General features: G+C 46.4%; 15 protein-coding genes and 2 tRNA genes. 7 read left to right on the forward strand and 10 right to left on the reverse strand.

Annotation, left to right across the window (positions count from 1 at the left end; all coding sequences use genetic code 11):
* Positions 1-96: 96 nt before the first annotated feature.
* The 3 genes from SAPGRDRAFT_RS05205 to SAPGRDRAFT_RS05215 all read left to right on the forward strand — a co-directional run bounded on the left by SAPGRDRAFT_RS05205 (position 97) and on the right by SAPGRDRAFT_RS05215 (position 1,961).
* Complete coding sequence (locus SAPGRDRAFT_RS05205; RefSeq protein ID WP_002657757.1) at positions 97-537, forward strand: hypothetical protein; 441 nt, start codon at positions 97-99, stop codon at positions 535-537.
* Between the two features lie 138 nt (positions 538-675).
* Positions 676-1,659 carry a sodium-dependent bicarbonate transport family permease gene (locus tag SAPGRDRAFT_RS05210; protein ID WP_002657759.1) on the forward strand — a complete coding sequence of 328 codons (984 nt, stop codon included), beginning with the start codon at positions 676-678 and terminating at the stop codon, positions 1,657-1,659.
* A gap of 2 nt (positions 1,660-1,661) precedes the next feature.
* Complete coding sequence (locus SAPGRDRAFT_RS05215) at positions 1,662-1,961, forward strand: P-II family nitrogen regulator (protein WP_002657761.1); 300 nt, start codon at positions 1,662-1,664, stop codon at positions 1,959-1,961.
* Positions 1,962-2,640: 679 nt separating this feature from the next.
* On the opposite strand, the gene ftsH is transcribed toward SAPGRDRAFT_RS05215, so the two are convergent.
* Together ftsH and rsfS are read right to left on the reverse strand one after the other, a co-directional pair.
* Complete coding sequence (ftsH, locus tag SAPGRDRAFT_RS05230; protein WP_002657763.1) at positions 2,641-4,668, reverse strand: ATP-dependent zinc metalloprotease FtsH; 2,028 nt, start codon at positions 4,666-4,668, stop codon at positions 2,641-2,643.
* A 120-nt stretch (positions 4,669-4,788) separates the two neighbouring features.
* On the reverse strand, positions 4,789-5,181 hold the full coding sequence (rsfS, locus tag SAPGRDRAFT_RS05235) for a ribosome silencing factor (protein WP_156001842.1): 393 nt from the start codon (positions 5,179-5,181) through the stop codon (positions 4,789-4,791).
* 92 nt (positions 5,182-5,273) lie between these two features.
* Here rsfS and SAPGRDRAFT_RS05240 point away from each other — a divergent pair, with 92 nt between their 5' ends.
* The gene (locus SAPGRDRAFT_RS05240; protein ID WP_002657766.1) at positions 5,274-6,044 is read left to right on the forward strand and encodes a biotin--[acetyl-CoA-carboxylase] ligase; all 771 of its coding nucleotides are present in this window, start codon (positions 5,274-5,276) and stop codon (positions 6,042-6,044) included.
* Positions 6,045-6,151: 107 nt separating this feature from the next.
* Here the strand turns inward: SAPGRDRAFT_RS05240 and SAPGRDRAFT_RS05245 are convergent, their stop codons facing one another.
* The gene (locus SAPGRDRAFT_RS05245) at positions 6,152-6,577 is read right to left on the reverse strand and encodes a hypothetical protein (RefSeq protein WP_002657768.1); all 426 of its coding nucleotides are present in this window, start codon (positions 6,575-6,577) and stop codon (positions 6,152-6,154) included.
* Positions 6,578-6,853: 276 nt separating this feature from the next.
* On the opposite strand from SAPGRDRAFT_RS05245, the gene uvrC reads away from it, so the two are divergent.
* Positions 6,854-8,665, forward strand: a complete 1,812-nt coding sequence (gene uvrC / locus SAPGRDRAFT_RS05250) for an excinuclease ABC subunit UvrC (protein WP_002657770.1) — start codon at positions 6,854-6,856, stop codon at positions 8,663-8,665.
* Here the strand turns inward: uvrC and SAPGRDRAFT_RS05255 are convergent.
* A complete protein-coding gene (locus SAPGRDRAFT_RS05255) occupies positions 8,644-9,144 on the reverse strand; it encodes a TrmH family RNA methyltransferase (RefSeq protein ID WP_071530111.1) in 501 nt (166 codons plus the stop codon). The genes uvrC and SAPGRDRAFT_RS05255 overlap by 22 nt on opposite strands.
* A 190-nt stretch (positions 9,145-9,334) precedes the next feature.
* Positions 9,335-10,249 carry a PfkB family carbohydrate kinase gene (locus SAPGRDRAFT_RS05260; RefSeq protein ID WP_002657772.1) on the reverse strand — a complete coding sequence of 305 codons (915 nt, stop codon included), beginning with the start codon at positions 10,247-10,249 and terminating at the stop codon, positions 9,335-9,337.
* A 197-nt stretch (positions 10,250-10,446) separates the two neighbouring features.
* Between SAPGRDRAFT_RS05260 and SAPGRDRAFT_RS05265 the strand changes: the two genes are divergently transcribed.
* Positions 10,447-10,520 (forward strand) — tRNA-Asn (locus SAPGRDRAFT_RS05265).
* Between the two features lie 25 nt (positions 10,521-10,545).
* A tRNA-Asn gene (locus SAPGRDRAFT_RS05270) sits at positions 10,546-10,619 on the forward strand.
* A gap of 34 nt (positions 10,620-10,653) precedes the next feature.
* On the opposite strand, the gene SAPGRDRAFT_RS05275 is transcribed toward SAPGRDRAFT_RS05270, so the two are convergent.
* The 5 genes from SAPGRDRAFT_RS05275 to SAPGRDRAFT_RS05300 all read right to left on the reverse strand — a co-directional run bounded on the left by SAPGRDRAFT_RS05275 (position 10,654) and on the right by SAPGRDRAFT_RS05300 (position 18,511).
* A complete protein-coding gene (locus tag SAPGRDRAFT_RS05275; protein ID WP_002657774.1) occupies positions 10,654-11,493 on the reverse strand; it encodes a hypothetical protein in 840 nt (279 codons plus the stop codon).
* A 297-nt stretch (positions 11,494-11,790) separates the two neighbouring features.
* Positions 11,791-12,933: a cyclic dehypoxanthinyl futalosine synthase gene (gene mqnC, locus SAPGRDRAFT_RS05280; protein ID WP_002657776.1), complete on the reverse strand. Its 1,143-nt coding sequence runs from the start codon at positions 12,931-12,933 to the stop codon at positions 11,791-11,793.
* A gap of 452 nt (positions 12,934-13,385) precedes the next feature.
* Positions 13,386-16,544 carry a hypothetical protein gene (locus SAPGRDRAFT_RS05290; protein WP_002657778.1) on the reverse strand — a complete coding sequence of 1,053 codons (3,159 nt, stop codon included), beginning with the start codon at positions 16,542-16,544 and terminating at the stop codon, positions 13,386-13,388.
* A gap of 82 nt (positions 16,545-16,626) precedes the next feature.
* Positions 16,627-16,809 (reverse strand): hypothetical protein, encoded by a 183-nt coding sequence (locus SAPGRDRAFT_RS05295; protein WP_002657780.1) that lies wholly within the window; start codon positions 16,807-16,809, stop codon positions 16,627-16,629.
* Between the two features lie 328 nt (positions 16,810-17,137).
* Positions 17,138-18,511 (reverse strand): (Fe-S)-binding protein, encoded by a 1,374-nt coding sequence (locus SAPGRDRAFT_RS05300; protein ID WP_002657782.1) that lies wholly within the window; start codon positions 18,509-18,511, stop codon positions 17,138-17,140.
* Positions 18,512-18,913: the final 402 nt, after the last annotated feature.

The following is an 18,913-nucleotide window of genomic DNA, read 5'->3' on the forward strand; positions in this document are numbered from 1 at the left end:
AGCTCATAAATTAACACTCGTTAAATTCCATAATTTCTTAGGAGATATTTTTTTTAGCCACTACATTGTGCTTCTAATCACAGTAGCCCTCCACTGATGAAAAACTTAAATAACATACAGCCCAAAAAATCTGCATTCTCCTGCCTAGGACGAATGCTTTTGCTGTTGTTATTTCTCTTTAATGCTGGACTAGGATTTGCAGCCCAGCCCATTCAGCAACAAGGCCATCAGTTGAGTTTTAATAAAAAGCTTAGTAGTGACTGGCAGCAACATTTATATGATTTCGATGGCGAGGAAAAAGACGCCAATGAAGAAGAAGTAGACAGCCAAGAAGCTGAAGAATTAAAACAGCTCTTGCTTTGGTCCAAAGACGTTCTTCCCTCCTTTTCTAGATGGTCTCCTCCCCTCCCCTCTTTCCACTGTTTTTTCATTTCCAAGCCGCACCCTTCTGCTTGCCGCTTTCGGCCCAATACCGAGGCCCAAAAGCAGCAAAAACTCTATTTGCGCTTGCACTCCCTTAAATTAGATTTGGCTTAAGTCGATCTGCTTCATAGCAGATACGCCTTTGTATTGATGTACAGCTTACTGTACATCCAATAACCTATTTCCTTTCTTTATTGCTAAAGATTGGGCAGTCCTCTCCTTGTCCAATACTTAGACTTAAGCCTCCTAATCATGAATTTTCTTTTCGATATGTCTATGGTGACAGGCAATATCCTATCGCCTCCCGTTCTTTTCTTCTTTTTGGGCCTTATTTCCGTTGCCCTCAAATCTGACCTCGAAATTCCGCAACCACTTCCCAAGCTCTTCTCGCTCTATCTCTTGATGGATATTGGCTTGCATGGTGGACATGAGCTTTATCATAGTGGTTTTTCTTGGGAGTTGGTCACGGTCCTTGGCGCCTGTTTCCTTATGGCCTCTATCATCCCTATTTATAGCTTTTTTATTCTTAGATCTCGCTTTGGATCCGCAGATGCTGCGGCTATTGCCGCCACCTTTGGTTCTATTAGTGCCGTTACCTTTATTACCGGAATTTCTTTTCTTGAAATCCAAGAGGTGCCCTATAAAGGATATATGGTAGCTGGTATGGCCCTGATGGAATCGCCCGCTATCATTATTGGGGTCTTGCTCTATAATATTTATGGCAAAAAAGAGCAGAAATCAAAGAAGAAGACTAATTGGGGACATATTCTCCGCGATGCCTTTTTTAATGGCTCTATTATGCTATTAGTCGGGGCCCTACTCATTGGTATTCTTTCTGGAGATAAGGGCTGGCACGATTTCCAACCCTTTGATAGCATCTTTAAAGGAATGCTCTGCTTCTACTTGCTCGACAATGGTATTGTGGCCGCTCGCCGCCTAAAAGCTCTGCGCGGAAACCTAGGGTTCTTGCTTTCTTTTAGTATCCTGATGCCTTTGTTTAATGCCGCTTTAGGGATTGGCATCGCCTACCTCATTGGCCTAAGCAAAGGAAATGCCCTCTTGTTCTGTCTGCTCACCGCTAGTGCTTCCTATATCGCCGTTCCAGCCGCTATGCGCTTGGCTATCCCCAAATCTAATCCCGCCTTTACGGTTCCTGTGGCCCTAGGTATTGTTTTCCCTTTCAACGTAATTGTAGGCATTCCGCTCTACTATTATCTCATCCAACAAATTCTCTAATTATGAATATCGTCAAATCTGTCAAAATAGAAGTCATTCTCGAAAGTATCCAAGTAGAGCGCTTTATTGAAATGCTAGAAGAGGCCGGTGCCCATGGCTATACGCTTTTTGGCAATATTTCGGGAAAGGGCCAAAATGGCATGCTCGATCATAACTGCCGAGCCAAAATTTTCGCTAATAGCTATCTCTTTACCATTTGTTCTGAAGAGGTGGCCCAAAATATTTTGCCCCAAATTGCCCTCTTTTTAGAGGATTGCTCGGGGAGTTGTTTCACCTCTGAGGTGAATCACCTAAAGCTGTAAAAGGGCGTTTTTATCCCTTTTCTTTTTTGTAGCTTGGGAGCAGCAGTTTACTGTTGCTCCCTTTTTTTATTCTTTTCTTTTGGGGCCTCCACAGCTTTGCTGCGGCGCTATGTTTCGGGGCTCGCAAGCCTGCTCGGCCCTTCGCAAAATTTCGCTTTGCTCATTTTGCTCGGTCTGGCCTACGGCCACCCCTACACAGCGCTAGGCCCTTGCAGCGGCAAAGCCGCTGCAAAATGGCATTTTGTTCAGACAGCCCTGCGGGCTGATTGGACCCGGCCGGCGGTAGGCGGCTGGCCACTTTCTTCTCTGCTTGAATTTAAATTTGGCCCTCAATATATTGCATTTCAGGCAAAAGGCCCTCCAAAGCCGCCTCCGCCTGGGGGCAGCTAGCGTTGGCCTTGGGGGCCAACACTAGCTGCATGGCCTTCGGCCCTTCGGGCCTCAGCTTATACATCCTGCAGGCGGCAAAGCCGCCGCAAAGGCGCGCAGCGCCTCGGATGAGGGATGGAAAAGGGGGCGGCGAAGCCGCAGACCAAGGCCGTCAGGCCGAAGGGCCGAGCAGACCTGCGAGCCCTGACACAGCCCGACCCAGCCGAAGGCTGGGGCAGCCCCAAAATAAAAAAACACCTAGCCCCTAAAAAGAGACCAGATGTTATATATCATCTAAAAAAGAGGAAAACTACTCCTTTTCTTCTGCATCCTCCTCGCCCAAATCGGGCTTAGGGTCTTGCAAAGTATCTACGCCATGGTTTTCGCTTACCGCCTCGCCGTTCTCGCCGGGCAGCTCATCAAAAATGCGTTTACCAATCAATTGCTCTACAGCATCCTTATTGAGGACCTCCTTATTGAGGAGTTCATTGGCCAACAACTCTAGCTCTTGGCGTTTTTCTCTCAGCAAGTTTTTGGCCCGTTCATATTGGGAGTCGATCAGCTTGCGGGTTTCTTGGTCAATTAGGTCTGCAGTAGCCTCAGAATAAGGCTTACTAAAGCCGCCGCCTTCCTTCATCATACCATAATAAGAGACATTGCCCACACGCTTATTCATTCCATAAACCGTAATCATAGAGTAAGCCATACGGGTCACATGATCGAGATCAGATTGAGCGCCAGTAGAAATTTTACCAAAGATGATTTCCTCTGCAGCGCGTCCCCCCATCGTCATACACATACGGTCTAGCAGTTGCTCTACGGTAGTAATGTGTTGTTCTTTGGGCAAATATTGGGCATAACCGAGGGCTGCGATACCGCGGGGAACAATAGTCACCTTAACCAAAGGCATGGCATTTTCTAAAAACCAGCCGCAAAGCGTATGTCCAGCTTCATGATAAGCAATCACTCGTTTTTCTTCTGGAGAAATCAGTTTATTCTTTTTCTCCAAACCGCCAATCACTCGATCAATAGCGTCATTAAAGTCATTCATTTCTACAAACTGCTTCCCTCGGCGGGCAGCAATTAGGGCTGCTTCATTACAGACATTGGCAATTTCGGCACCAGCAAAACCGGGAGTTTGGGTGGCCAAATTCTTGGCATCCACATCTCCAGAAATTTTGATATTTTTGAGATGAACGGCAAAAATTTGCTCTCGTCCCACCAAATCAGGCTTATCAATAGAAATTTGGCGATCGAAACGACCGGGGCGCAAAAGCGCTTGGTCCAAAATATCGGGACGGTTAGTGGCCGCCATCATAATCACGCCTTTTTCGGTGCTAAAGCCATCCATTTCTACCAACAACTGGTTAAGCGTATTCTCTCTTTCGTCATTGCCGCCCTGCATAGCGCCACGTCCACGGGCACGACCAATAGCGTCAATTTCATCAATAAAGATAATACAGGGGGCTTTTTCTCGGGCTTGGCGGAAGAGGTCACGGACCCTAGAGGCCCCTACTCCAACAAACATCTCGACAAAATCGGAGCCAGAGATACTAAAGAAAGGCACGCCAGCCTCGCCAGCAACGGCTTTGGCCAAAAGCGTTTTACCGGTACCTGGAGGGCCTACCAGAAGCACCCCCTTAGGGATTTTACCACCTAGAGCAGTATATTTTTTGGGTTTTTTCAAGAAATCCACTACTTCCATAACTTCTTCCTTGGCCTCATCTAGGCCAGCAACATCTTTAAAGCTAGCATTTACTTTACCGTCCTTATCGAACAAAGTAGCTTTAGAGCGGCCAATATTAAAGATTTGGGAGCCGGGGCCAGCACCACCGCCACCTACGCGGCGCATAATAAAGATCCAGATAATAATCAAAATGGCGAAAGGCAGAATCCAGCTCAGCAAGCCGCCGATATAATCGTAGCGGGTTTCATTTTTCTGGTTAATGCTAAAATTGGGATCATCCTGAGCAATTTTTTGCTCTAGCGCGTCTAATTTTTTGAGGAAATACTCCATATCGCCCACCGTATAGCTATAATTGGGGGCATCATTATTAAAGGAAGAGCTGGGCAGTTTGCTATACTCCTCCTTTTCCAAGGCGTCTTCAGTTAGGTAAACCTCTGCTTGACTTTTATTGACGATGATAATTTTATCAACATCTTTTTGAGCGATAATCGTCTCTAACTCATTCCAACTTAGGTCTTTGGTTTTGGGGCTCACCCAAATCAAGTTCACACTAATGAGCAAGAGAGCAAGAAGGCCATAAATCCAATAATAGTTGAACTTGGGGCCGTTGTTCTTCTCTCCCTGTGGTTGGTTATTGGGATTGTTTTGCATAATAAGATATCAGAAAATGTATAATAATGGGCCAATTGAAAAGATAGGCCCAAGCTATGAGAAAGACAAGATTGCCTTTGTGTTGGTTTTTACTAAAGCCTAATCTAGATTGAATCTAGACTAAAGAGTTGGGTACTCTTTACGGTTGGCATCACTCCAGAGACCTTCTAAGTTGTAGAATTTTCTTTTTTCCTCATTAAAAACGTGAATCACCAGCGTAAAATAATCGAGGAGGCGCCAGTGGCCGCCCTGTTTGCCTTCTGTATGATTGGGGCGTTCGCCCAGTTGTTCCCAGAGGGTTTTCTCTATATTTTTGGCAATACCGTTGATATGTGTAGAGGAGGTACCATGACAAATTAGGAAAATATTTGTGCTGGCCTCATCTACATTAGAGAGGTCTAAAGAGATAATATTTACCGCTTTGCGGTCTTGCATAGCTTCTACAGCGACGGCCAATAGGTCCTGCAATTGAGGCATTTTTTCTTCTTTTTGCGAAAGCTCTTGTTTATTCAAATCGACTTATATTAAATTGTGGCCCCATTAAAAGACCAAAGAGAGTTAAAGGCCCTAAAGTTAGGGCTAAAAATCAAAAAAGCAGCTATGTTATGCCCAAGCAATCAGATAACAGTCTTTTTATCGGAAAGGTTGCCATCCGTCATAAACGCCTAGATTCGACCAACCGCTATGCCTTTGACTTCTTGTCAAAAAGTTTACCAACGGAAGGAACTGCCATTATTGCAGACGAACAATGGGCGGGCCGCGGCCAAAAAGGCAACAACTGGCTATCTGAAGCGGGACAGAACATAGCCCTAAGCCTTATTTTGCGGCCAAAGTTCCTACTTGTTAAGGAACAATTCCTTTGGAACATGGCCATTTCCTTGGCGGTGCATGAGGTCCTGACAAATTGCCAGCTTCAACTGCCGCATTATATTAAGTGGCCCAATGATATTTATGTGGGCAACTTTAAGGTGGGGGGCATCTTGATCGAAAGCCAATTGCGGGGCAGCTACCTCGACTGGTCTGTGGTGGGCATTGGTTTGAATGTTTTTCAAAAAAGCTTCTCGCCTAAATTGCCCAACCCTAGCTCATTAGCCCTACTGACAGAAAAAAAATTGAACATGGATTCAATTCTGTCACAACTATATGCAGCCATAGAGCGTCTATACCTCAAACTACGGCAAGGCCGAGGCCAAGAACTTTGGCCCTTATATGAAAGCAAACTTTGGCGCTATAAGAAATGGAGCAAGTTTAAATGGCAGGAAAAGGAACATGAAGGCCGCATTTGGGGCGTAGCTCCCAATGGGCAACTCAAAATTATAGACCGAAAAGGACAGCTACATTTGTTCAACTTTAAGGAAGTTCAATATATACTATAATTCCTTTTTTTCGGGCATACTATTTGTTGTTAAGCATTTTACAATACTGACGATGTTGTAAGTTAGAGAATTCAAGGGACGAGCTTGGATTCTCTTTTTTTTTGGTCTTATTGTAAGATAGGCGGTTCATCTTTGCCCTCTTCCTTAATTTCTTCTATATCTGAAAAAGGAATATCTAATGGTTTATTCTTCTTTTTGGAAGGCAACAAGCGGCTGCTGCCAAAATCCCAAAGGGTTTTTAGGTATAAAAAGCCCAAAAACGGACTAAAAGCGGCTAGGCCCAATAAACTTCCGCCTATTCCCAGCCAAATATTTTTGGCATATAGGCCTTTGATATAGTTATATACTCTAAGCAGCAACTGCCGATTGATGAGCAAGACCCCAACAGATAAGGCGGCAACAATCCACCAAACAAACTGCTTGAGAAAGCCAATGACCACATAAATTAGTACCGAGACAACAATTAGGGCCAATAACAATTGTATAAAGCGAGCTAAGGGGCTGCTCTTTTCTTTTTCTTCTAAGTTCAACATAGATCCGTATCTTTGGTCTGCTCTAAATATAGACACTTTTTAAAGGAGCTGCCTTATATTGGTCCCCTTTTTAGCCAGAGAAGGCGGCGCAGCCGCCGCAGAGGAGCGCAGCGACTGGCTGAGGGATGGATAGCAGTGGCCCAAAGGGCCAGACCCAGCCGCCTTCGGCGGCGCAGGGCCGAGCAGACCTGCGAGCTGCGACACAGCCCGACCCGCCCGAAGGGCGGGGCAGCCCCAAAATAAAATGCTAAATAAGTCGCTAATTTTCAGTTTATTATGAACAAAGAGGATTATAAAAAGCTTTTGCCCAGCCTGCCGACTGATCCGGGGGTTTATCGATTTATTGGGGCCGATGAGGAGATTTTGTACATTGGAAAAGCCAAAAATCTCAAGAAGCGGATTGCCTCCTATTTTACGAGCCGCAAGGATATGCGCCTTAAGACGAAGCGGATGGTTATGTCCGCCAAAAAGCTAAATTATACGCTGGTAGAGACGGAGCAGGATGCCCTTTTGCTAGAGGCTACGCTGATTAAAAAGCATCAGCCGCGTTATAATGTGGCCCTAAAACACAGTCGGCCCTACCCTTATATTTGCATTAAAAAAGAGCGTTTTCCGAGGATTATGATTAGCCGAAAAGTGGTGCAGGATGGCTCTAAATATTATGGTCCTTATGTATCTAAAAAGCGGATGTATACGCTCTTAGAGCTAATTAAAGAGTTGTTTCAGCTGCGTAGTTGTGCCCTCAATTTATCGGAGGAAAGCATTGCGGCGGGCAAGCATAAAGTTTGTCTTGAGTACCATATTAAAAATTGCAAGGCGCCCTGTGTGGGTTTTGAGTTGGAGGCCAATTATATGGATAAAATTGAGCAGGTTCAAAATATGCTAAAAGGCCAATTGGGAGCGGTGCGCAAATACCTCAAATCGGAAATGGGCCGCTATGCCGAGGAGCTCAATTTTGAGCAGGCGCAGCGCACGAAGGTCCAGTTGGCTTTGCTTGAAAACTATCAGGGAAAATCGACGGTGGTGAATGCCAATATCCGTGATTTGGATGTTTTTACTTTGGCCCAAGATGAAAAAGGAGAGATGGCCTATATTAACTACCTTAAAGTGGTAGAAGGGGCGATTATTAACACCTTTATGCTAGAGCTCAAGCAGAATTTGGATACTGAAGGGGAGGATTTGTTGCTTTTTGGGATTCGAGAATTGCGGGAGAAATTCCAGAGTATTGCGCCTGAAATTGTTGTCCCCTTCGAGCTTCAGCTGCCTTGGTCCGAGATCCAACTGACGGTCCCAAAAATTGGCGATAAGAAAAAGCTGCTAGAGCTTTCTGAGAAAAATGCCAAGTATTTCATCCTTCAAAAGCAAAAACAAGCCTTGGCCAAGGCCAACAAAATGGGCAAGGCCGAGCAGCTGTTGGAGATCATGAAAAAAGACCTACAAATTGATGATTTGCCTATTCATATTGAGTGTTTTGACAACTCCAATTTGCAGGGAAACCAGCCTGTTTCGGCCATGGTGGTTTTTAAAAATGGGCGGCCTGCCAAAAAAGAATATCGGCATTATCATGTCAAAACGGTAGTTGGTCCAGATGATTTTGCCTCTATGGAAGAGGTCGTTTTTCGCCGATACAAGCGCCTTTTGGAAGAGAAAAAGCCCCTCCCCCAGCTAATTGTCATTGATGGGGGCAAGGGACAACTTTCTGCGGCGGTCAAAAGCCTCAAAGCCCTAGGTATTTTTGAGCGTTTGGCCATTATTGGCATTGCAAAAAGGCTAGAGGAAATCTTTTTTCCCAATGATCCCGTTCCGCTTTTGCTCTCTAAAAAATCGCCGACGCTCAGGGTTATTCAGCAAGCTCGAGACGAGGCCCACCGCTTTGCTATTAGCTTCCACAGAGATGTTCGTTCTAAGCAATTTTTGCAAAATGAGCTGCGGCAAATTCCGGGGGTTGGCGAAAAAACCCAGGAGAAATTATTGTTGGCCTTGGGCTCCGTCAAAGAGGTCAAGAAGGCCAATTTAAGCCAATTGGAGGCCATTGTTGGACCAAATTTGGCTCAAAAAATCCGTACTTACTTCGATGCCAAAAGCTGAGTACTGGCCGTCTGCATCAAAATGCCAAAACTGACAGCTACGTTCAGACAAGAGGTTTGTCCATGCCCTTGAATATAAATTTTCTGATCGATCAAGGGCGCAATTTTTTCGGGCAAGCCCGTTTTTTCATTGCCCACAATTAGCAAATCTTGGGCTTCAAACTGGACCTCATGCAGCATTTTGGCGCTAGGGTCCACCCAAGTGGCCATTTTTCGGCCTGGATAATTGGCCAGAAAATCGGCTACATCTAGAACGGGAATCACTTCAATGTGCTCAATGGCGCCAGCCGTCCAAACCCTGGCCATTTTCTCCATTTCGGCTCTGGCAAATTTGCTTTTGCCTGGCGGTAGCAACAAGTCGTTTTGGTCGTAGATATAGATTTTCTTCAAGCCATAAAACTCTGCGGTCCGAATCATCGAGGATAAGTTCGGGCGATATTGAGGCGCATGTAATAAGGCGGCAAGTTGAGGTACTGACATATTTATTTTTGTTTTTTGGGGCCTCCCGCCTTTGGCGGGCGCTACGTTTCGGGGCTCGCTGTTCGCTCGGCCCTGCGCGGGCTGCGCCCGCTTGGTCTGGCCTTCGGCCACCCCTGCACATCGCTAGGCCAAAAAAGAGAGCCCCCAGCTAGCTGCGCTGGCTGGGGGCTCTTGTGTAATAGAGCAAAGTCTAGAGCTTCACTTCCATCAAGTTTTGGAAAGCTTTCTTACGAGCGTCCAAAGCAGCCTCATCAATTTCTTTGAGGCGGTTAGGACCAAAAGCTTCTACACAGAAAGAAGCGACTACAGAACCGTAGACCAAAGCACGCTTCATGCTCTCCAAAGAGTGGTCGTCTTCTTGGGCCAAGTAGCCCATAAAGCCACCGGCAAAGCTATCACCAGCTCCAGTAGGATCAAATACTTCTTCCAAAGGCAAAGCAGGAACAAAGAAAGTAGATTCGCCATGGAACAACAAAGCGCCATGCTCCCCCTTCTTAATTACCAAATATTTTGGGCCCATCTCACGGATTACACGAGCCGCCTTTACTAGAGAGTACTCCCCAGACAACTGACGAGCTTCCTCATCATTGATAATTAGAATATCTACCTGCTTCAATACCACCTTGAGCTCCTGCATGGCAATATCCATCCAGAAGTTCATGGTATCCATAGCAACCAATTTAGGGCGCTTTTCTAGTTGCTCCAACACCTGCATTTGTACAGCAGGAGCAAAGTTCCCCAACAAAAGGTATTCAGGGTTTTTATAGCCTTCGGGCAATTTGGGGCTATAGTTCTCCAATACATTGAGCTCTGTGGCCAAAGTATCCCGAGCATTCATATTCATGTGATAGCGACCGGCCCAAAAGAAAGACTTTTCGCCTTCGCGCTTCTCCAATCCATCCAAATTAACGCCTCTGGCTTCCAAAGCAGCCAACTCCTCTGCAGGAAAATCCTCGCCAATTACAGATAGCAATTGCAAGTCTTTGTGAAAATGAGAAGCCGCCCAAGCAATATAAGTACCAGCACCACCAATGATGCGGTCTGCCTTGCCAAAAGGAGTTTCAATGGTATCAAAGGCAACAGTGCCCAATGTCAATAAGCTCATAGTAAAATTGATTTTTTTTCTGGGCACAAAAAAACAGAAAAAGGCCGAAAAAACGGCAGCCTAGCCCCCTTTTTTGTCTAGCCCAAAAGAAACTCCATTTTTTTTATGTCTTTTTTTGCAAAAAGTTTGGCAAAACCAAAAAGGGCTCCTATATTTGCATACGCAAAGAGGGAACAGCCCTCTAAAAGCAAACACACGCTTCCATAGCTCAGTTGGTTAGAGCATCTGACTGTTAATCAGAGGGTCCCTGGTTCGAGCCCAGGTGGGAGCGCTACTCATACACAACAATATATTTTGCTTCCATAGCTCAGTTGGTTAGAGCATCTGACTGTTAATCAGAGGGTCCCTGGTTCGAGCCCAGGTGGGAGCGCAAAAGCCCGACTTCATTTGAAGTTGGGCTTTTTTTATTCCTGCAAGCGCTTTAAGGCCTTAGGCCGCAAGCGCCACAGCTTGGCCCCCGATAAAATCGAGCGCTCTGTGGTTAAATACAACTGTGCATCTGGCCCAAAACAAAGGGCCTCTTGCTGCCGCAAAGGTAAACCTATGCGCTGCTCTAATGGTCCAAAACGGCCTCCCTCAAAAGAAAAGCGGTACAAATGCCGCATACTTAATAAATAAAGGCTTTGCTCTTCTTCTCGATAAGCCGCAGCCGTAACCGATTGCCATAAACCGCCTCTTTTTAGCTCTACGCTATCGCAGAGGCGGGCCGCCTGCGGCCCCGCCTCTTTGCCCAAGGCATAGAGATAATGCCAGCCATCATGCGGACGATGCCTATTTTTAGTCACTATATACAAGCTATCGCCTTGGGCAAAAAGGGCCTCGGCATCAAAGTGGCGCTGCCAAGAGGCGGCGGGAAAAGCAATTTGCTCTGGATAATAAAAGCTAATTTTTTGAGGCTGAATTTCTTTTTGGTCCAAAGCCGTTTTGGGAAAAAAATAGATGCAAAGATCTTGGCGCTGATTTAAATTATTGCCCATATCGGCCAAATAGATATATGCGCTATCAGTACAAAGTGCCTCCCAGTCTATATTGGGCGCTAAAATGTTGATGCTGCGCTGCAAACGCCCCCTTTGGTCCAACTCATAGAGCAAAGGAGAATTTCCACCATCATTATGGGTATAAAAACTGCCGCTGCGGTCTGCCCAAAGTCCAGAACTTTCCGAAATAGGCAGGCGGCCCAAAGAGCTCAAGCGACAAGCCGATAAACTTAGGCAAAGGAGCAAAATACCAATACAGCTTTTCATGGACAGCAATTTTTGCGGTGGACAGGCGGCGAAGCCGCCGCAGGCCTAGCGATGCGGAGGGGTGGCCGAAGGCCAGACCGAGCCGCTCTAAGCGGCGAAGGGCCGAGCAGACCTGCGAGCCCCATAGCGTAGCGCCTGCCGAAGGCAGGAGGCCCCAAAACAGCAGCGAGCCCCATAGCGACAACAAGCCCTTTAGGGCGCAGTTCGACGACCGCAGGGAGTAACCGCCGACGAGCGAAGCGAGGCAGGAGGCCCCAAATAAAAAGGCATCTAGCCGAAGCCAAATGCCTTTATCTCTTAATCGACAATCATGGTATTTTTATCCAATTCTTGTTGACGAATATTTTCGGGAAGTTCTAAATACTCATATTCTTGATTGCGCAATTGCGGGCGGAAACCGGCCTCACGGATGGCGTCTTGAATCCCTTGGGCTGTAAATCGGAAGGCCGCACCGGCGGCAGAAACCACATTTTCCTCAATCATGATGCTTCCAAAATCGTTGGCGCCGGCATGTAGGCAAGCCTGGGCCACCTCCTTCCCAACGGTCAGCCAAGAAGCCTGAATATTGGTCACATTGGGCAACATAATGCGGCTGAGGGCAATCATGCGGATATATTCATCGCCGCTCACATCTCGGCGTTTGATTTTCAGGCGAGACAAAATCGTGTCTTCATCCATAAACGGCCAGGGAATAAAGGCCAAAAAGCCCTTAGCCTCCTTGGGTTTTTCGTTTTGCACCTCTCGGAGCCAGACCAAATGCTCCATGCGTTCATAATTGGTTTCGATATGGCCAAACATCATGGTTCCGCTGGTGGTCAGATGCAATTGATGGGCGGCCCGCATCACGTCTAGCCACTCTTGGCCCCCGCATTTTCCGCGAGAAATACGGCGACGCACCCGATCGTTGAGAATTTCGGCACCTGCCCCAGGCAAAGAATCTAGGCCTGCTTCTTTGAGGCGGCTGAGCACCTCGGTATGAGAAAGCTGATCAATTTTGGCGATATGCGCAATTTCGGGTGGCCCCAAAGCGTGTAATTTGAGGTTAGGGTAAAGCGATTTGAGCTCCTTAAACAGATCACAATAGTAATCGATGCCCAAATCGGGATGGTGTCCGCCTTGCAAAAGCAACTGCTGGCCGCCATACTCCATCAGCTCGTCAATTTTGCGCTTGTAGGTATCAATAGAGGTAATATAAGACTCCTCATGGCCGGGGCGGCGGAAGAAATTACAGAACTTACAGTTGGCAATACAGACATTGGTGGTATTCGAGTTGCGGTCGATAATCCAAGTCACCACATCATTAGGGACATGATGTTGGCGCAGGCGGTTGCCCACATACATCAACTCGGCGGTGCTTGCCTCTTCGAGCAAAAAAACACCCTCCTCAATACTGAGCTCTTCTAGTTGCAGGGCTCTATGCAATAAATCGCTTACATTCATAGCTTTTTGTTTCCAGATTCTCTCATTTAACAGCCCTTTGGGGCTATGGTTGCCGCAAAGGTACAACTTTTTTCATCTGTTATTGAAAGTAGGAATCTTTTGGGGCTTCCCCTGCGGCCTTCGGCCTTGGGTCGGGCTCTGTCGCAGCTCGCAAGTTTGCTCGGCCCTGCAGCGCTTTCAGCGCTTTGGTCTGGCCCTTCGGGCCCCTGCTATCCATCCCTAAGCCGAGTCGCTTCGCTCCTTTTTATCGCTTGGACCAAAGCGGTAGGGGCAAAAAAAAGTGAGCAGCTACTTTCCCCAAAGTAGCTGCTCTGTAATCCCCATGATTTACCCCAAACTTAATTGAAGTTAGAGCAAGAATTTCCTTTTGCTCTATTGCAAATTTAAGGGGGCAAACAATTAGTTTTCTAGGCCATTTAGGCAAAAGAAAAAATTAGGTATTTTACTTAGGCTTAATTTTGCTCTAATTTTTGGAGTTCGGCCACTACTTCCATGGCCATATTGTCTAGTTCGGGTTGCTGTGCCTCTACGGCATTGCGTTCTTCTAGCCAAGCAAAGTATTTCTCCTCAAAAGCCTTCATCTCGTTAATATCCAAATAATAGAAATTGATATTGATATGCGCTGGGGCATTGATAGTAAAGACGGCATGCATAAGATCTTGGAAATCTTCATTTTGAAAACGAGAGGGCCAAGCGGGTAAAATGATGCTCATATCAAGGGAGTAGAAATCATGGCGAACGTCTAGGTTGGGGCGTTCCTCCAAAAAGAACTGAATATTGCTTTGCAAGGGAATAGCTCCTGATTTAAAGCTATAGACATAGGCCACAATATCGTCGATTTGTTCTTTGGCTCCTTCTTGGGTATAAAAGATTTCTGGGCAGCGGGCAATTTTGCGGTTATACTCCTGCAAAACGACCTGATAGCTTTCGCCATCCTCTAGGGTTTCAATAATGAAATTATCTTTTTTACTGGCCAACAAATCTAGTTGGTTACTGAGGTTGCGTTGCTCATCAAAAGCGCCAAATTCATAGCTTTCGAGCAAGGGACGATCTTGGTCATTCACGAGGCGGAAAGCGTGGCGGTCTTGGGCCTGTGGGCGAAGCAAAATGTGCTCTACCACATGCATTCCCTCTGTTTGGTGGTTAATGCGGGCAAAAAACTTAATCAGCTTTTCGAGCTCCACCTGAGCGGCCAAAATACTGCTGTACTCTCTAATTTTCACGCAGCCCAAATCGAGATTCCCCTTATAGTAAACACTATAGATTTCCTCCCCATCACGCTCTTCCAAAAGGGCCAGATAGTTATAGCTAAAAATACCGTTGGCCAAAAGGTCTTGTATGAGCTCGTCCATATCCTGCGCTCTAAAGATAAACTTAGAGCGGTAGTCTAGGGTTTCGGGCAGACGCTCAGGAGCGGGACCAGGATCCTCTCCCTTCTCAATTTTCTCCAAACGCTCCAATTCTACATCTAGGTCTATGTAGCCCTCGGGCAACATAGGCGACTCTAGCTGAATCAGGTCATGGAAATTATCTACCTCTTCCAAATGAGTTTCTTCATCAAAAATACGGACCAAAGATTCATTGCCTCCTTGGTTGAGGTTAAGCAACAAACACACCCGACGTTCTAGGCCAGCAACCTCCGTTTCTAAGAGCTCCAACATCTTTTTGGTAAACTTGAGGTTGGTTTCTGCTATCGCTTCGGTCAAGGTTTCGGGCAAATCTAGATCTTTGAGCATCTTTTTGGTCTGCTCCTTGGCCACATCCGCCGGATCACGGTAATTGAGGGCCATAGAAAAGGCATCTCGCTGATGCTGACGAAGCGGGTAGTTCTCCCGCAGCTGCTTATACTGCTGGCGAATCAAATCTCTTTCTGCCTCTTCTTTATATTGCTTAATGAGCGGCTCAAAGAGCTCGGCCCATTCTAGCTCTTGCTCATAAATGACATTATAGAGAGCCATGTAGTTAAATCCACGGCTACGGTTTCGACTAATGTCGACATAGTTGCGCAAAAACTCCAATTTGGCATTGACCAATTCGTGCTCTGGGCTTTTGGCCTCTCCTTCCGACATATCATAGCCCACATACTGGCTTACCTTCAACAAAAAGTCAGTGGTAAAACGCTCGCCAAAACGAGCCAGTAAATGGTCCAATAAACGGTTGCGACGCTCCACAAAAGGATCAAATTCCGCTACCGTTTCTTCTAGCTTTTTCAAACGAGCCTCATTGTCCTTGCCCTTCAAGATGTATTGCATCTCTGGCATGTTCTCTGGCAACTGAGAAAAATAACTGCGGTCCAAATCACTATCCAATGAAAAGAATTTCTTCACATTGCCCAATTGGGCCAAGTAGTTGGCCATCATCTGCTCAAAAAAGGACAAATACCCTCTGAGCTGCTTTATCATGCCCAAACGCTCCCGAGTCGGACGCACACTATTGGGCAATCCAAAAGGACTCAACCCATAGGTCACCGGAAAGGTATTCTGTACCGAATAATAACGCTTGATGTCATCCTCCTTCAATACCGAGGGATAATCCTTCTCATTATAGAGCATCTTCATCTGATAGCCCTTCTTATAACGAGCATAAAGCGAATACAACAACTGACTAGCCGTATTGAGGTCCAAATCATAGTTCAAACTCCCCCGCTGAAAACGAATCGGATAAGCATCGGTTTTCCAACGCGCATCAATAGTGTCCATATCCAAAACAGGATAGGTCTTTTCCGCAATCCGAATCACATCGCCCTCTACAGGAAACCCATCTTTCTCTACCCGAAAATAATTGATGCGGCGAACCCCCTCAATATCCGAGATGATTTCAATAATCTTAGAAATATAAACCTCCCGCTTCATCGCCTTGAGGTCCTCTTTCTTGATGATGCCATGCACCGGCACCGGCCCATCAAAAATCTCTTCAATGGCATAGCCCTCTTCCAAAAGTTCATCTATAGTATGGTACTGAATAGATGGCGTGAGATGCTCCTCCAACTTAAAGAGAATTTCAGCCAATACTTCCTCCGCCACCACATCCGAACTAATGTCCAAATCAGTATAAATAATAATCTTGTCTACATCCAAGACCTCAATAGCCTCCAAATCCTCACAAAGATTTCGATGCGCAGCAAATAAAGCATACACCTCTCGCTTAATCGCCTGCAAACGCTGCGGCTGACGAGCACTATCACTCACCTGCAACAAAATCCGATACAAGCCCTTAATGCCTTGCAAATGGTCCCGCACCGGCTCCACCCAAGCATTCTTCACCCCATTCACCCGATCAATAATCAAGCGGCGATAATCCTCAATGGTTACCGGATTCGTCGGCAAAATCTCCGAAGCATCATAAAAGGTGTTGTTCAAAGCCTGCCGACGGCCCTTCCCTCTAGCATTCAATAAATCCTGTATGCTAAAATCCGTGCGAAAGCCCAAATCGGCCAAAGCATAACAAAGTTGCTCCAATATCGTCACCCCAGGATCATGGGTGTTGTAATCGGTCCAAACTTTACCCGATAGTTCTTGCACCATCTGCAAGCCCTCTTCCTTCAAAAAGAAGAAGTCCATACTCTTGTGCGGCGGGGTTTCGCGGAAAATCTGAATTGGTTTCTGCGCCATAGGTCTTATCAATCTAAACAGGGCTCTGCCCTTGGGGTTCTGTTCCGTTCTAAAATATCTTGCGGTAGTGTGTGCTTGTCTCCTATTTGTCTAGCTGCTGGGGAGGGGGCTCTGCATGCATCTGGGCATTGGCCTGCTCATGAATCTTTCCAATCAACTCATAAACCTCATTAAATGGCCGCTGGCCCAAGGCCTGCAATATCTTATTGATTTCTTGCATGTCTAGCTGCAATAGCAGGGGTTTCTCTTCTTTTGTCTTGCCCATCAGTCTCTTTTTTTGTAAAAGCCTAGCGAATTTAAGAAAAAAAGCGCTTTGTGCCAATTTATACAAATTTGATTACAGATATACGGATTCTTTTCACCTTTTTATTTTTTTGGGGCTGCCCCGCCCTGCAGGCGGGTCGGGCTGTCTCAGGGCTCGCAAGCCTGCTCGGCCCTTCGCAAAAAAGCTGCGCTTTTTTGCTCGGTCTGGCCCTGCGGGCCACCCTTGCCCATCCCTCAGCCATTAAAAGCTGGCTGCGCCAGCCCCGCCCCAACAAAAAAAAGCCGCAGTTGAATACTCAACTGCGGCTTTTTGCGCCAATCCACTCCGCTTATTCTGCATTGTTGATCTCCATGGCCCATTTGTCCCGGTCATCCGGAGAAAAGGCCCAAGGCGCTCCATTGTTTTCTATGGTGTTAAACATACCGTTCCACTCTTCCGGAGAATCAGATTGCTCCAAAATGAGGTTGCGACGCAACTCAACAATGATATCTAAAGGGTTAATCAAAACCGGACAAGCCTCTACACAAGCATTACAAGAGGTGCAAGCCCGCAATTCTTCTGTACTGATGTAGTCAAATAGGCTTTTACCATCGTCATAGTTCTCTACCGTCAATTTAGAGGTCTCCGATTTCTGCTCCTCATTGATGAACTCGGTCTTGTTGAGGTCCAAATTATGCCCCACCTCATCAGCACGATCCCGAACATCCATCATGATTTTACGTGGCGATAGTTTCTTGCCCGTCAAGTTGGCCGGACACATAGAAGTACAACGACCACATTCCGTACAAGTATATGCACTCATGATCTGCTGACGATTAAGGTCAAAAACATCACTTACGCCAAATTTGGGAATCTCCTCCGATACAGGCGCATCAAAGGCAGCATTGGGGTCCATCATAGAAGCTACTTCTTCCTGAACCTCTTTCATGTTGGCCATCTCCCCCTTTTTGTTCAATCTGGCCCAAAAAGTATTCGGAAAGGCAAAAATGATGTGCAAATGCTTGGAATAAGGCAAATAACCTAAAAAGGCAAAGACGATCAAAATGTGGCCCCACCAACCAATGCGCTCCAAAACATGTAGGGTTTCATTGCTTGCCCCCATTTCTTCCCAAAATGGAGAAATTAACCCACTGACCAAAAAGCCATATTCATTGCGATGAATGGCCATGTCTGTACTGTTCATCAAAAAGATGCAGAAAACCAAGATGATCTCCGCAAAGAGAATGAGGTTTGCATCCAATTTGGGCCAACCGTTCATCTCGGACTTAACAAAACGGGGCAGCTTGAGCAAGTTACGTCTGGCCAAAAAGGCAAAGGTTGCCACCAAAGCCATTACCGACAAGACCTCAATGAAGCTCACCAAGAAAGTATAAAAGCCACGGAGAAAGTCGCTGCCTTCCCACCAAGCCCAAAATAAACGATGCTGGCCCGTCAAGCCATCAATGACAATCTCAATGAGCTCGATTTGCGTAACTAAGAAAGCAAGGTATACACAAAGGTGCAGACCCGCCGCCAAAGGCCGCTTAAACATTTTTTGCTGGCCCAAGGCAACCATAATGGTATTGCGCCAACGCTCTGGACTAGGCTTGGCTTCCTCATCTACTTTACCCAGCTGTATATTGCGAACCACAAAGCTGTATTTTTTGTAGGAAAAGGCCGCCGTCCCTAGCAGTACTAAGGCAAAAAGGATAGGTCCTATCATCTTAAACTATTATTTTAATTGATTAATGGTGTCAGTGATTTAGAGACTGCAGCTAAAACCAAATCTTGACTTTAGACAGTTTGCTCCAAAGACAAAATTAAATTTTTTATACTAATTTTATAATTCCCCTCTCAGAACTTTCTTCCGATTTGCTTATTTCTCTCCTCTAGCTTAACCAAAAGCGCCCTTTCTCCCCCCCTTGTGGCCCCGCCGTATTGGCCCAGCGCTGCGAAGGGGTGGCGCAAAGCGCCAGACCCAGGCGCTGAAAGCGCCGCAGGGCCGAGCAGACCTGCGAGCCCCGACAACAAGGACTTTAGTCCGCAGTTCGACGACCGAAGGGAGTAACCATAGCGGCGGCCGACCTAGGCAAAGCCTAGCCGGCCGCGGGCCCCAAAACCATCT

Origin of the sequence: Saprospira grandis DSM 2844 (assembly GCF_000275825.1) — a bacterium.
GTDB lineage: Bacteria > Bacteroidota > Bacteroidia > Chitinophagales > Saprospiraceae > Saprospira > Saprospira grandis_A.

Coding starts and splice junctions, on each gene's coding strand:
- SAPGRDRAFT_RS05210 (WP_002657759.1), top strand. CDS start 676: ATGAATTTTCTTTTCGATATGTCTATGGTGACAGGCAATATCCTATCG.
- SAPGRDRAFT_RS05295 (WP_002657780.1), bottom strand. CDS start 16,809: ATGGGCAAGACAAAAGAAGAGAAACCCCTGCTATTGCAGCTAGACATG.
- SAPGRDRAFT_RS05205 (WP_002657757.1), top strand. CDS start 97: ATGAAAAACTTAAATAACATACAGCCCAAAAAATCTGCATTCTCCTGC.
- ftsH (WP_002657763.1), bottom strand. CDS start 4,668: ATGCAAAACAATCCCAATAACCAACCACAGGGAGAGAAGAACAACGGC.
- SAPGRDRAFT_RS05275 (WP_002657774.1), bottom strand. CDS start 11,493: ATGAAAAGCTGTATTGGTATTTTGCTCCTTTGCCTAAGTTTATCGGCT.
- uvrC (WP_002657770.1), top strand. CDS start 6,854: ATGAACAAAGAGGATTATAAAAAGCTTTTGCCCAGCCTGCCGACTGAT.
- SAPGRDRAFT_RS05255 (WP_071530111.1), bottom strand. CDS start 9,144: ATGTCAGTACCTCAACTTGCCGCCTTATTACATGCGCCTCAATATCGC.
- SAPGRDRAFT_RS05290 (WP_002657778.1), bottom strand. CDS start 16,544: ATGGCGCAGAAACCAATTCAGATTTTCCGCGAAACCCCGCCGCACAAG.
- mqnC (WP_002657776.1), bottom strand. CDS start 12,933: ATGAATGTAAGCGATTTATTGCATAGAGCCCTGCAACTAGAAGAGCTC.
- SAPGRDRAFT_RS05240 (WP_002657766.1), top strand. CDS start 5,274: ATGCCCAAGCAATCAGATAACAGTCTTTTTATCGGAAAGGTTGCCATC.
- SAPGRDRAFT_RS05245 (WP_002657768.1), bottom strand. CDS start 6,577: ATGTTGAACTTAGAAGAAAAAGAAAAGAGCAGCCCCTTAGCTCGCTTT.
- SAPGRDRAFT_RS05215 (WP_002657761.1), top strand. CDS start 1,662: ATGAATATCGTCAAATCTGTCAAAATAGAAGTCATTCTCGAAAGTATC.
- SAPGRDRAFT_RS05260 (WP_002657772.1), bottom strand. CDS start 10,249: ATGAGCTTATTGACATTGGGCACTGTTGCCTTTGATACCATTGAAACT.
- SAPGRDRAFT_RS05300 (WP_002657782.1), bottom strand. CDS start 18,511: ATGATAGGACCTATCCTTTTTGCCTTAGTACTGCTAGGGACGGCGGCC.